This window comes from Paracoccus sphaerophysae (assembly GCF_000763805.1).
Classification (GTDB): Bacteria; Pseudomonadota; Alphaproteobacteria; order Rhodobacterales; family Rhodobacteraceae; genus Paracoccus; species Paracoccus sphaerophysae.
Window position 1 is genome coordinate 113,850 of record NZ_JRKS01000001.1, and the last position, 13,206, is coordinate 127,055.

A 13,206-nucleotide genomic window follows, 5' to 3' on the forward strand; every position below is an offset into this window, starting at 1 on the left:
GCAGCCAGAGCAAGAGAATCGATGCAACGATCGCGCCGAGGTTGCAAAGCGCGACGGCCGGGGACGGCGCGAGATTCAGCATTGCGACCGCCCCGTCGGGGTGACTAGTCTGTGCCCGTCAGCCCATCGGAGTAGCCGAACCTTGTCCGTGCCCGCAGCGACCGACGGCTTTGTCGTCTTCGACCACGTCCAGAAAAGCTATGATGGCCAGACGCTGGTCGTGAAGGACCTCAACCTCTCGATCGGAAAGGGAGAGTTCCTGACCATGCTCGGCCCCTCGGGCTCGGGCAAGACCACCTGCCTGATGATGCTGGCCGGGTTCGAGACCGCGACCCATGGCGAGATCCGGCTGGACGGGCGCAACATCAACGACGTGCCGCCGCACAAGCGCGGCATCGGCATGGTGTTTCAGAACTATGCGCTGTTCCCGCACATGTCGGTGGGCGAGAACCTCGCCTTTCCGCTCGAGGTGCGCGGCATGTCGCGGGCCGAGCGGGACTCGCGCATCACACGGGCGCTGGACATGGTGCAGATGGGCCAGCTGCGCAACCGCCGCCCGGCGCAGCTGTCGGGCGGCCAGCAGCAGCGGATCGCACTGGCCCGTGCGCTGGTCTTCGATCCCAAGCTGGTGCTGATGGACGAACCGCTGGGCGCGCTGGACAAGCAGCTGCGCGAGCATATGCAGTATGAAATCAAGGCCCTGCACGACCGCCTTGGGATCACCGTGGTTTATGTGACCCACGACCAGGGCGAGGCGCTGACGATGTCGGACCGCATCGCCGTCTTCAACGACGGGCGCATCCAGCAGCTGGCGGCGCCGTCCGAGCTGTATGAAAAGCCGCAGAACAGCTTTGTCGCGGGCTTCATCGGCGAGAACAACAAGCTGGCCGGCACCATCGAGAAGCTGGACGGCGACCGCGCCGTCGTCCGCCTGCCCACGGGCGAGCTGATTGACGCCACCGCCGTCAACGTTCGCGAGGCGGGCCAGCACACGCTGGTCTCGATCCGCCCGGAACGGGTCGAGTTCAAGCCCGAGATGATGCCCCAGGGCGCCCACACCATCGACGCCGAGGTGCGCGACGTGATCTACATGGGCGACATCCTGCGCGCCCGCATGAAGGTCGCGGGCAGCGAGGATTTCGTGATGAAGTTCCGCAACACGCTGGGCCAGACCCGGCTGGAACCGGGCCAGCATATCCGGATCGGCTGGAACCCGCAGGATGCCCGGGCGCTCGACCCGGTCTGACAGACCCAATCAACGACAAGACCAACAGGAGAGAGACATGAAGAAGCTGCTGATCTCGACCACGGCGCTGGTGGTGCTCGCCGGCGCTGCCTCGGCGCAGGACAAGGTCCTGAACGTGCTCGACTGGGGCGGGGCCTACGGCGAAAGCCACAAGGTCGCCTATAACGCGCCGTTCGAGGAAAAGACCGGCATCAAGATCACCGTGACCGATGCCGACAACCCCGCCACCCCGATCAAGGCGATGGTCGAGGCCGGGAACGTGACCGCCGACGTGGCCTCGGTCGAATATGCCGACGCGGTGCGGCTGTGCGACGAGGGCGCGCTGGAGCAGATCGATCCGGCGATCCTGGCCGCCGGCCCGGGCGGCGAGGCCGCCAAGGACGACTTCATCGAGGGCGCGGTGACCGAATGCTTCGTCGCCACCGACGTCTATTCGATGGTGCTGGCCTATGACGACACCAAGTTCGCCGATGCCAAGCCCGCCACCCCGGCCGATTTCTTCGACACCGCCAAGTTCCCGGGCAAGCGCACCATGCGCAAGGGCGCCAAGTTCAACCTGGAACTGGCGCTGATGGCCGACGGGGTGCCGGCGGCCGAGGTCTACCAAGTGCTGGGCACGCCCGAGGGGGTGGACCGGGCCTTCAAGAAGCTGGATTCGATCAAGAAGGACGTGATCTGGTGGGAGGCCGGCGCCCAGCCGCCGCAGCTGCTGGCCGATGGCGAGGTGACGATGGCCTATGCCTTCAACGGCCGGATCTTCAACGCCGCCGTGGGCGAGGGCAAACCGTTCAAGATCATCTGGGACGGCCAGATCTACGAGATGGAAGGCTGGGTGGTGCCGAAGGGCGCGCCGAACAAGGACAACGCGATGCAGTATATCGCGTTTACCACCGAACCGCCGCAGCTGGCCAAGGCCGCCGAGCAGATCAGCTATGGTCCGCCGCGCAAGTCGGCCGCGGGCCTGGTCGGCAACATCGCCGGCAAGGACCAGCCGATGGGTCCGCACCTGCCGACCGACCCGGCGAACCTGAGCAAGGGCCTCAGCTCGAACCTGGATTTCTGGGTCGACCATGACGGCGAACTGTCCGAGCGCTTCAACGCCTGGCTGGCCGGCTGACACGGCTTGGAAACGGCTCGCCGCGCCTCGTGATCCGGGCGCGGCGGGCGAACATGGGCTGCCGATCCCGGCGGCCCCGATGGGAAGGGATATCATGAGAAACAGACTGATCGGCACGGCTCTTGCGCTGGCCGCCGCGCCGACGCTGATCGCGGCCCCCTCGATGGCCGAGGGGCCGCTGAACGTCACCACCTATGGCGGCGCCTTCGCCAGGACGGTCGAGGAGGCCTATGTCAAGCCGTTCACCGAGGCGACCGGCATCGAGGCGACCGTGCTGGACGCCAGCGACCCGCCGGCCAAGCTCAAGGCCGAGGTCGAGGCCGGCAACATCACCAGCGACATCTATGAGGTCGAACAGTCCGACGTCATCCGGCTGTGCGACGAGGGGCTGATCGAGCCGATCGATCCGGCGGCGCTGGCCAAGGGCGCGGACGGCTCGGCCGCGGCCGACGACTATCTGCCGAGCGCGCTCAACGAGTGCGGCACCGCGATCATGGTCTGGTCCACCGTCATCGCCTATGACAAGGACGCCTTCCCGAACGGCGCCCCGCAGACGGTCGCGGATTTCTTCGACACTGCCAAGTTCCCCGGCAAGCGCGGGATCATCAAGCGGCCGAAATACGCGCTGGAATTCGCGCTGCTGGCCGACGGGGTTTCGGCGGCCGACGTCTATGACGTGCTGTCCACCCCAGAGGGCGTCGACCGGGCCTTCAAGAAGCTCGACGCGATCAAGGGCGACGTCGTCTGGTGGGAAGCCGGCGCCCAGGCCCCGCAGCTGCTGGCCGACAAGGAAGTCAGCATGACGCTGGCCTATAACGGCCGGATCTTTGACGCCATCGTGGGTGAGGGCAAGAACTTCGGCTTTGTCTGGGACGGCGTGAACCTGGACATGGATTACTGGGTGATCCCCAAGGGCGCGCCCGGCAAGGACACGGCGATGAAGTTCATCGCTTTCGCCTCGGACCCGGCCCGGCAGGCGGTGATGTCCAGCCTGATCGCCTATGGCCCGTCGCGCAAGTCGGCGCAGGCGAGCGTCGGCAAGTACAAGGACGGCACCACCGACATGGCGCCCTATCTGCCCTCGACGCCGGCAAACGCCGAAAAGGGGATGGTGAACGACGCCAGCTTCTGGGCCGACCACGGCACCGAACTGACCGAGCGTTTCAACGCCTGGCTTGCCAGCTGAACACACTCGGCCGGGGCGAGCGTGCTTGCCCCGGCCCAACCAGGAAGCGCAAGACCGATGATCCGCCCCCTGATCCTGCTGACCCTGCTGGCCGCCCCGGCGCTGGCCCAGACCGCGCCTGACCAGGCCGTCCCTGCCCAGACCGTCCCCGCCCAGACCGCGCCCGCCCGGACCGCCGCCACGGACGCCGCGCCAGGCGACGCGCCGGTGGTGCAGGTGCTGTCCTGGGGCGGCGATTTCTCGGCCGCGCAGGCCGCGACGATGGCGCGGTCCTTTACCGCGGCGAGAGCGGTCGAGGTGCGCTTTGCCGATTCGGACGATCCGGCCGGGGTGGTCAAGACGCAGGTCGAGGCGGGCAACGTCACCACCGACGTGGCCAGCGTCGGGCAGGGCGCGGCGATGCGGCTGTGCGACGAAGGCGACGTGCTGCCGATCGACCCCGCGACGCTCGCCCCGGGCGCCGACGGCCAGCCGGCGGCGCAGGATTTCTGGCCCGGCACGCTGTCGGACTGCTTCGTCCCGACCGACATCTATGCCACCGTGATCGCCTACCGGACCGGCGCCGGCGCCCCGCCGCAGACGGCGGCCGATTTTTTCGATCTCGAGCGGTTCCCGGGCCGGCGCGGGCTGGGGCGGACCCCGCAATTCACGCTGGAACTGGCGTTGCTGGCCGATGGCGTGCCCCCGACCGAGGTCTATCAGGTGCTGGCCACGCCCGAGGGGGTGGAACGCGCCTTTGCCCGGCTGGACACGATCAAGGACCAGACGATCTGGTGGGAGGCGGGCGCCCAGCCCATCCAGCTGCTGGCCGATGGCGAGGTAACGATGGCGCACGCCTATAACGGCCGCGTCTTCAAGGCCGCGCAGGTCGACAAGCTGCCGCTGGCGATCCTGTGGGACGGCCAGATCAACGAGATCGAGGGCTGGGTGATCCCCAAGGGCGCCCCCCGCGCCGATCTGGCCCGGGACTTCGTCGCCCATTCGACCTCGCCCCAGGAACTGGCGCGGTTCGCGGCCGAATTGCCCTATGGCCCGCCCCGCCTGTCGGCGCAGGCGCTGGTCGACGGCTTTGCCGCAGCCGGCAAGCCCGCCATGGCGCCGCATCTGCCGACCGTGCCGGACAACATGAAGAACGCCCTCACCGTCGACCCGGTATTCTGGGCCGAACACGAAACCCAGCTGCGCGAACGCTTCGCCGCGTGGCTGGCCGCCGAGTGACGGAAAGGAAGCCGCCGATGGCCGCTCTTGATCCACATGCCGCAGTCGTGGCCGGCGCCTCGGGCGCCGCGCCGGACGTCACGGCCGCGCCGCTGACCACCGCCGACGGGCGGCCGCTGGCCCGGGCGCTCGCGCGTAGCCAGGCGCGGGCGCGCCGGCGGGCGTTCTTGCTGGTGCTGCCGCTGCTGGCCTTCGTCATCATCACCTTCGTGATCCCGATCGGGCAGATGCTGCACCGCTCGATGTACAATGACGGCTTTGCGGCCCACATGCCGCAGGTCTCGGCCTGGTTTCACGAGAACCCGCCCGGCACACAGCCCGACGAGACCGCCTTCGCCGCGCTCGCCGCCGACCTGAAGACCGCGGCGGACGACCGCACCATCGGCATCGTCGGCACCCGCATCAACTATGACGTGCCGGGGACGCGGTCGCTGTTCACCTCGACCGGTCGCAAGGCCAAGTCCGGGTTTCAGCCGCCCTATCAGGCGGCGCTGGTGGAGGCCGACCCCAAGTGGGGCGATCCGCAACTGTGGCGGGCGATGCGCAACGCCTCGACGGCCTATACCTCGAACTTCTACCTTGCCGCGCTGGACCGGACCCGCGACGACCAAGGGAAGGTGGTGATGGCCCCGGAACGCCAGCAGGTCTATGTGATGCTGTTCAAGCGAACGCTGCTGCTGTCGCTGCTGATCACCTTCACCACCTTCCTGCTGGGATTCCCCATCGCGCATCTGCTGGCGACGCTGCCGGCGCGCAAGTCGAACCTGCTGATGATCCTGGTGCTGCTGCCGTTCTGGACCTCGCTGCTGGTGCGGACGACGGCGTGGATGGTGCTGCTGCAACAGCAGGGGGTGATCAACGACATCCTCGTCTGGCTGGGGATCATCGACAGCAACGGCCGGCTGCAGATGATCTATAACCAGATGGGCACGATCATCGCGATGACCCATATCCTGCTGCCGTTCATGATCCTGCCGCTGTATTCGGTGATGCGGACCATCAACCCCAGCTATGTCCGCGCCGCGCGGTCGCTGGGCGCGACCTCGTGGACCGCGTTCCGGAGGGTGTATTTCCCGCTGACCCTGCCGGGGCTGGGGGCAGGAGCGCTGTTGGTCTTCATCCTCGCCGTGGGCTACTACATCACCCCGGCGCTGGTCGGCGGGTCCACCGGGCAGCTGATTTCGAACATGATCGCGATGCACATGACCGAGACGCTGAACTGGTCGATGGCGGCCGCGCTGGCGGCGATCCTGCTGGGCGCGGTCCTGGTGCTGTACTGGATCTACGACCGGCTGGTCGGGATCGACAATCTCAAGCTGGGGTGATCCGACATGGCGCTGCCCACCTATGCCTCTCCGTTGGAACGTGTCTGGCACTGGACCTACATCGCGCTGTGCGTGGCGATCTTCGTCTTCCTGATCGCGCCGATTATCGTGGTGATCCCGCTGTCCTTCAACGCCGAGCCGTATTTCACCTTCCCCGAGAAGATGCTGTCCTTCGATCCCGACGGCTATTCGATGCGCTGGTACGACACGCTGCTGACCTTCGGCATGTCGCGGGCCGACGCGCCGCGGGATGCCAGCTGGTGGGCGGATGCGTGGCATAACGCCAAGTGGGTCAACGCGGCCAAGAACTCGCTGATCGTCGGGTTCTTCTCGACCATCCTCGCCACCGTGCTGGGGACGCTGGCGGCGCTGGGGCTGTCGCGGCCGGAAATGCCGTTCCGGCGGATCATCATGGCGATCCTGATCTCTCCGATGATCGTGCCGATCATCATCACCGCGACGGGGATGTTCTTCTTCTACTCCTCGGCTTGCGTGAACACCGGCAGCGGGCTGGGGCGGCTGCTGGCGCCGATGCTGTCGAATTCCGGCTGCCTCGCGAACACCTATCTGGGGGTGATCCTGGCCCACGCGACGCTGGGGATTCCCTTCGTCATCATCACCGTGACGGCGACGCTGATCGGCTTCGACCAGTCGCTGAACCGGGCCGCGGCCTCGCTGGGCGCCAACCCGCGCCGGACCTTCTTCAGGATCACCATGCCGCTGATCCTGCCCGGCGTGATCTCGGGTGCGCTGTTCGCCTTCGTCACCTCGTTCGACGAGGTCGTCGCGGTGCTGTTCATCGCCGGCCCCGACCAGCAGACCATCCCGCGGCAGATGTGGAACGGGATCCGCGAACAGATCTCGCCCGCGATCCTGGCGGTCGCGACGCTGCTGGTGATCTTCTCCATCGCGCTGCTGGCGACGGTCGAGGTGTTGCGCCGGCGCAGCGAAAGGCTGCGCGGGCTGTCGCCGGCATGACCGGCGGCATCGACGATCCCGACGCCCGGCCCCGCGCGCCGGAGTTCGCGCTGGACCCGCTGCAGGAGCTGAACAGCAAGGGGCTGGCCGCGATCCACCGCTGGTATCTGCGCGACCTCGGCGCGGTGGGTGCGCTGATGGGCGACATCCGCGCCGGCCTGGCCGCGCCGGGCGACCTGGCCCCGGCGGTGCGGGGGATGCCGATGGCGCAGAACCTGGCGCTTTTCGGCACCGCCTGCGGCCAGCAATGCCTGGCGCTCACCAACCACCACCAGATCGAGGATGGCTGGCTCTACCCGCAGCTCGAGGTGCAGGGCAACGCGCCGCTGAACGCGGTGCTGACGCGGCTGCGCGCGGAACACCGGATGCTGCATGGGCTGATCGAGGATCTGGCAGGGGCCGCCGACGCGCTGGCCGTCGACCCGGAGGCGGGGAACTTCGACGCCTGCGCGCGGCATTTCGCGGCGCTCGATGCCGCCGTGAGGTCGCATTTCCGCTATGAGGAGGACTCGATCGGCCCGGCGCTCGGCTATTACGAGGTGCGGGTCTAGGGCAGCGCCGCCAGCCAGCCCCAGATCGTGAGGATCGACAGCGCGGTGGCGATCAGCACGCCCGACGCCGCCGACCGCACCGCCGCGCCGTAGAGGTTGGCGAACAGATAGGCGTTGACCCCTGGCGCCATCGACGCGGTGACCACGGCCGAGCGCAAGCCGGCGGCGTCCAGCCCCAGCGTCTTGCCCAGACCCCAGGTCAGCGCCGGATGCAGGATCAGCGAACAGGCGCAGATCAGCGCGATCGAGGCGCTGTCGCCCTGCGGCTTGTAGCGCAGCAGCACACCCCCCAGCGCGAACAGCGCGGCTGGCAGGGCCGACCGCGCGACCATGTCGACCGCTGCCCAGAAGCCGCCGGGCATCACCAGCCCGGCCTGGGTCAGCACGTTCATGGTGATGCCGCACAGGATTCCAATGACCAGCGGCGTCTTCAGCACGCCCTTCAGCGCGCGCAGCGCGACGCGGCCGGCCGACAGGTCGCTGCCGCGGGCGCGCGTGAACTCCATCACCGTGATGCCCAGGGTGTAGAGCATCGGCGAATGCAGCGCGATGATGGCAAAGTTGCCGGCCAGCGCCTGGGTGCCATAGGCGCGTTCCATGATCGGGATGCCCAGCAGCAGCGAGTTCGAGAACAGGCAGGCGAAGGCGATGGCGACCGCATCCTCGGGGCTGCGGCCGATCACGCGGCGGGCGACGAACCAGCCGACGAGAAACGAGGCGATGGCGCCGGCATAGAACGAGACCAGCAGGACCGGGTTGAATTCGGCCGACAGGTCCAGCGCCGACATCGACTTGAACAGCAGCACCGGCACGCCGAAATTCTGCGCATAGCGCTGCAGCCCGTCGACACCGGCGGGCGCGAACAGCCCGCGCCAGGCGACGACATAGCCGAAGCCGATCACCAGGAAGACCGGCAGGATGACGTCGAAGAGCGCGCTCACAGCAGGATCTCCATCCCGTCGAAGGCGGGGACGACGTTGTCAGGCGTCTCGGCCATGACCGCGTCGTGATCCAGATCGATATGCATGTTGGTGATGATGCCCCGGCGCGTCCGCGAGCGCGCGATCCAGTCGAGCGTCAGGGCCAGATGGGCGTGGCTGGGATGCGGCGTGCGGCGCAGCGCGTCGCAGACGAAGACCTCGGCATCCATAATCGCGGGCCAGGCGGCGTCGGGGATCGCCAGCACGTCGGGCAGATAGACCAGCGCCGGCGCCGGTGCTTCGTCGGCGGCGATCCGGAACCCCAGCGCCGGGGTGCCGCCGTGATCGACCGTGAACGGGGTAAAGCGCAGCGCGCCGCCCCGGCCCTCGATGAGGAACGGCCGCTCGATCCGATTCAGCGCCACGATCGGGGGGTAGGCCGATCCCGGCGGCGTCTCGAACACATAGCCAAAGCGGGTCAGCAGCGCCTCGGTCGTGGGCGCATCGGCCCAGCCCGGCAGCATCGCGCGGCGGTTGTGGACGATCTGGCGCAGGTCGTCGATGCCGTGCAGGTGATCGGCATGGGGATGGGTCCAGACCACCCCATCCAGCAGCCCCACCCCCGCATCGGTCAGCTGCGGCACCAGGTCCGGCCCGGTGTCGATCAACGCGCGGGTGGTGCCGGCGTCCGAGCTCCGTTCCACCAGCAGCGAACAGCGGCGGCGGCGGTTCTTCGGGTTGGCCGGATCGCAGTCGCCCCAGTGGCCGCCCAGCCGCGGCACGCCCCCCGACGACCCGCAGCCGAGGACGACGGCGCGGATCATCCCGCTGCCGCTCGGGCCGCCGGGGCGCCCGCCGCCTTGGCGAACAGCCGGTCGAAATTGGCGCTGGTCAGGGCGGCGAAGTCCGCCTGGCTCATCCCGAACAGCTCGGCCCCGACACGGGCGGTGTGGGCAACATAGGCGGGCTCGTTGCGCTTGCCGCGATACGGGGGCGGGGCGAGGAACGGGGCGTCGGTTTCGACCAGGATGCGGTCGCGCGGCGCGCCCGCGAAGATCTCGCGCAGCTCGGTCGAGCGCCGGAAGGCGGCGATCCCGGACATCGAGAGATAGAAGTCCAGGTCAAGCGCCGTGCGCGCCAGCGCCTGACCCGACGTGTAGCAGTGCATCACGCAGGAGAACGGCCCGGCCGCGTGTTCGCGCGTCAGGATCGCGGCCATGTCGTCATCGGCATCGCGGGAATGGATGATCAGCGGCAGGCCGGTCTGCCGCGCGGCCTCGATATGGACGGCGAGGCTGTCCTTCTGCACCGCCGCGCTGTCTGCGGTATAGTGGTAATCCAGCCCGGTCTCGCCGATGCCGACGAATTTCGGATGCGCGGACAGGGCGACCAGCTGGTCGACCGTCGCCATCGGTTCCTCGGCGGCCTGCATCGGGTGGGTGCCGGCGGCGTAAAATACGCCGGCATGCGCCTCGGCAATCGCCCTGACCTGCGGTTCCTGCCGCAGCCGGGTGCAGATGGTGACCATGCGGGTGACACCGACGGCCCGGGCGCGCGTGACGAGATCGGGCACCTGGCCCTGGAAATCGGGGAAATCCAGGTGGCAGTGGCTGTCCACCAGCAGGGGCAGCATCGGATCGGAGGGGGCTTCGGTCATTGGATCATTCCCGGCGGATCAGTCGCGGGCATCCGGGGCGCCGGGCCCCTGCGCGAGGGTCAGGAGCATATCCATCACCAGCGCCGCAGGGTCAAGGTTGACCGCCCGGCCGCGGCGGGCGCGGGCGGACAGCTCGGCCTGGGCGGCGGCCCAGTGGCGGGCGGCGGCCTCGTCGGGCGACAGGCGGGTCAGCAATTCGGCCTCGCCCGGGGCGGCCTCGGGCAAGGGCGGACCCATCAGCCCGGTGCGCGCGGCGCGGGTGAGGAGGCGGTCGAGCAGCGTCATCGTCAGGTCGAACGGGTCGCCGTCGGGGCCGGGCCGTCCGGCGGCCGCGTCGGCAAGCGCCGCGGCGCGCAACCGGTCCATCCGGGGCAGGGTGGCGAACAGCGCCACCAGATCGGCATAGCGGTCGAGCCCGTCCTGCCCGGCCAGACGGAGCGCCTCGCCCACCGAGCCGCCGGCAAGCGCCGCCAGCCGCGCCGGATCGCCGGGCGCGTCGAGCGGGGCCAGCGCCGCGGCCATGTCGTCGGGCGACAGCGGCGCCAGCCGCAATTCGCGGCAGCGCGACCGGATCGTCGGCAGCAGCCGCGCCGGCTGATGCGCGATCAGCAGCAGCACGGCGTCGCGCGGCGGCTCCTCCAGCATCTTCAGAACGGCATTGGCGGCGGCGGTGTTCATGTCGTCGGCCGCGTCGATGATCGCGACGCGGCGCCCACCCTCGGCGGCGCTGAGATGGAAGAAGGACAGCAGCCGGCGGATGTCGTCGACGACGATCTCGGCCCGCAGCCGGCCGGTCTTGTCGTCCACGCTGCGCCGCACGAGATGCAGCCGCGGCTCGGCCAGCGCCCGCATCCGCCGCGCGACGGGGTGGTCGGGGGGCAGGTCCAGCCCGCCGCCCTCGCCCGCGATCAGCCAGCGCGCGATGGCCCAGGCTAGTGTCGCCTTGCCGGTACCGCGCGGGCCGGTGATGAGCCAGCCGTGGGGCAGCCGGCCCGAGTCGGCGGCGGCCATGAAGCTGCCGATCGCGGCATCCTGGCCGATGACGCGCGGGGTCTCGCGCGGATGCGGCGCGCCGGGGACGCGGTCGGATTCGACGGGCGGGTCGGTCTCGGCGGCGCTCACAGCGCGGCCCGGACGCGGGCGGCGACATCCTCGGCGCTGCCGCGGCCGTCGATCAGGCGGATGCGGTCGGGATGGGCCGAGGCGAGTGCGGCGAAGCCGGCGCGGAGCCGGGTCTGGAAGGGCAGGCCCATCGTTTCGAAGCGATCCTCGGGGGCCGCCGTCGCGGGCGCGGCGTGGCGCCGGGTCGTCCGGGCCAGCGCCTCGGCCGGGTCGAGGTCGATCACCAGCGTCCGGTCCGGCTCGACACCGATCATCAGCCGGTGCAGCGCATCGACGCGGCCGCGCAGATCGCCGCGGGTCGCGCCCTGATAGACGCGGGTCGAATCGGCGAACCGGTCGGTCACCACCCAGGCGCCGCGGTCAAGCGCCGGGCGGACGGTCCGCTCCAGATGGTCGCGGCGAGCGGCGGTGAACAGCAAGAGCTCGGTTTCCGCGGACCAGCGGTCGGCGCGGCCATCGACCAGCAGGTGGCGGATCTCCTCCGCCCCGGGAGAGCCCCCGGGCTCGCGGGTCAGGACGACCTCGCGCCCCTCGGCGCGCAGGGCGTCGGCCAGCATCCGGGCCTGGGTGGACTTGCCGGACCCGTCGATGCCCTCGAGGCTGATGAACACCGCCTGCCGCCCAGCTAGACGCCGGCGGCCGACATCGCGCGGCGCCCGAGCCGCAGCGCGGCGTTCTGCAGGCGGCCGACGAAGCCGGCCCGCGCCACGTCCTCGGCCGCGACCAGCGGCAGACGCGATTCGACCGAGCCGGGGATCGTCACGATCAGCTCGCCCAGCTTCTGCCCGGCGGTGATCGGGGCCTCGATCGGGCCGTCGAAGACCGCCTCGGCGGTGACGCCCGAGGCAGCGCCAGCCGGGATCAGCACGTTCACGCCGCCTTGCGTGGTCAGCGCCACGCGCCGCGCGGCACCCAGCCAGACCGGCGCCCAGGCCACCCGCTCGCCTTTCGGCACCACGGTCTTCATCGCAAACTGCCGGAAGGCCCAGTTGACGATGCGCTCGGCCTCTTCCGCGCGGGCCTTTTCGGTGGGCAGGCCGCTGAGCACGAAGATCACCCGGCGCCCGTCCTGCACGGCCGAGCCGACCAGCCCATAGCCCGCCTCCTGCGTGTGGCCGGTCTTGAGCCCGTCGGCGCCGATTCCAAGCGCAAGCAAGGGGTTGCGGTTGTGCCGGTTCTTCTCGGCCCGGTCGCCATAGACGAATTCCTGCAGCGCGAAATAACCGTAATCCTCGGGGAAATCAGCGATCAGATGCTGGGCGAGGATGCCCAGATCGTGGGCCGACATGCGATGTTCGGGGTCGGGCCAGCCCGAGGCGTTGGTCAGGTGGGTCTGGGTCATCCCCAGCGCCTTGGCCCGCGCCGTCGCCTCGCGCGCAAAGGCCTGTTCGGTGCCCGACAGGCCTTCGGCCACGACCACGCAGGCGTCGTTGCCCGACAGCACGACGATGCCCTTGATCAGCTCTTCCACGGTCGGACGGTCGCGTTCGTCCAGAAACATTGTCGAGCCCTGCATCGCCTTGGCCTTGCTGGACACCGGGAACTGGGTGTCCTTGGTGACCCGGCCTTCGTGCAGCGCCTCGAACAGCATGTAGACCGTCATCAGCTTGGACATCGACGCCGGCGGGATCGGCTGGTCGGCGTTCTTTTCCAGCAGCACGGTGCCGGTGGCGACGTCATAGACCCACGCCGCGCGGGCATTGGTGTCGAAGGCGGCCGCCGACAGCGCCGTCATCGCCAGCGCCACGGCCGCGCCCAGCAGGACGTTCACGATACCGAAGACCGAGCCGATGCGCATGGTTGTTCCTCTGCCTGTTCGGCGACAGGGTTAACGCAGCGAGCCGCCTCTCGCAACGCCGCCGCTTCTCGGGCTCTAGAGCAGGGCG

At 69.4% G+C, this 13,206-nt stretch carries 13 protein-coding genes; 7 read left to right on the forward strand and 6 right to left on the reverse strand.

Annotated elements, in window-relative coordinates; translation table 11 throughout:
* Nucleotides 1–142: 142 nt before the first annotated feature.
* The 7 genes from IC63_RS00610 to IC63_RS00640 all read left to right on the forward strand — a co-directional run bounded on the left by IC63_RS00610 (nt 143) and on the right by IC63_RS00640 (nt 7,621).
* Entirely contained in the window at nt 143–1,246 is a 1,104-nt protein-coding gene (locus tag IC63_RS00610) for an ABC transporter ATP-binding protein (RefSeq protein WP_036715944.1), read from the forward strand.
* 37 nt (nt 1,247–1,283) lie between these two features.
* Complete coding sequence (locus IC63_RS00615; RefSeq protein ID WP_036715945.1) at nt 1,284–2,363, forward strand: ABC transporter substrate-binding protein; 1,080 nt, start codon at nt 1,284–1,286, stop codon at nt 2,361–2,363.
* 94 nt (nt 2,364–2,457) lie between these two features.
* A complete protein-coding gene (locus IC63_RS00620) occupies nt 2,458–3,549 on the forward strand; it encodes an ABC transporter substrate-binding protein (RefSeq protein ID WP_036715946.1) in 1,092 nt (363 codons plus the stop codon).
* Between the two features lie 57 nt (nt 3,550–3,606).
* Entirely contained in the window at nt 3,607–4,767 is a 1,161-nt protein-coding gene (locus IC63_RS00625) for an ABC transporter substrate-binding protein (protein WP_084115295.1), read from the forward strand.
* Nucleotides 4,768–4,814: 47 nt separating this feature from the next.
* Nucleotides 4,815–6,092 carry an ABC transporter permease gene (locus IC63_RS00630; RefSeq protein ID WP_408633537.1) on the forward strand — a complete coding sequence of 426 codons (1,278 nt, stop codon included), beginning with the start codon at nt 4,815–4,817 and terminating at the stop codon, nt 6,090–6,092.
* Between the two features lie 6 nt (nt 6,093–6,098).
* A complete protein-coding gene (locus tag IC63_RS00635; protein ID WP_036715950.1) occupies nt 6,099–7,070 on the forward strand; it encodes an ABC transporter permease in 972 nt (323 codons plus the stop codon).
* Nucleotides 7,067–7,621, forward strand: a complete 555-nt coding sequence (locus IC63_RS00640; RefSeq protein WP_036715951.1) for a hemerythrin domain-containing protein — start codon at nt 7,067–7,069, stop codon at nt 7,619–7,621. The genes IC63_RS00635 and IC63_RS00640 overlap by 4 nt, the downstream gene beginning before the upstream one ends.
* Here IC63_RS00640 and IC63_RS00645 read toward each other — a convergent pair.
* Genes IC63_RS00645 through IC63_RS00670 form a run of 6 tightly spaced genes read right to left on the reverse strand, consistent with a single transcriptional unit; the run spans nt 7,618 to nt 13,055 of the window.
* Nucleotides 7,618–8,562: an AEC family transporter gene (locus IC63_RS00645; protein ID WP_036715952.1), complete on the reverse strand. Its 945-nt coding sequence runs from the start codon at nt 8,560–8,562 to the stop codon at nt 7,618–7,620. The two genes, IC63_RS00640 and IC63_RS00645, sit on opposite strands and share 4 nt — an antisense overlap.
* Complete coding sequence (locus IC63_RS00650; protein WP_036715954.1) at nt 8,559–9,365, reverse strand: MBL fold metallo-hydrolase; 807 nt, start codon at nt 9,363–9,365, stop codon at nt 8,559–8,561. Before IC63_RS00650 ends, IC63_RS00645 begins: the two co-directional genes overlap by 4 nt.
* Entirely contained in the window at nt 9,362–10,198 is an 837-nt protein-coding gene (locus tag IC63_RS00655; protein ID WP_036715956.1) for a TatD family hydrolase, read from the reverse strand. Before IC63_RS00655 ends, IC63_RS00650 begins: the two co-directional genes overlap by 4 nt.
* Before the next feature lie 18 nt (nt 10,199–10,216).
* Nucleotides 10,217–11,320, reverse strand: a complete 1,104-nt coding sequence (locus IC63_RS00660; protein ID WP_036715958.1) for a DNA polymerase III subunit delta' — start codon at nt 11,318–11,320, stop codon at nt 10,217–10,219.
* Nucleotides 11,317–11,931: a dTMP kinase gene (gene tmk / locus IC63_RS00665; RefSeq protein WP_036715960.1), complete on the reverse strand. Its 615-nt coding sequence runs from the start codon at nt 11,929–11,931 to the stop codon at nt 11,317–11,319. The genes IC63_RS00660 and tmk overlap by 4 nt, the downstream gene beginning before the upstream one ends.
* A gap of 14 nt (nt 11,932–11,945) precedes the next feature.
* Nucleotides 11,946–13,055: a D-alanyl-D-alanine carboxypeptidase family protein gene (locus IC63_RS00670; protein ID WP_232222467.1), complete on the reverse strand. Its 1,110-nt coding sequence runs from the start codon at nt 13,053–13,055 to the stop codon at nt 11,946–11,948.
* Nucleotides 13,056–13,206 lie beyond the last annotated feature (151 nt).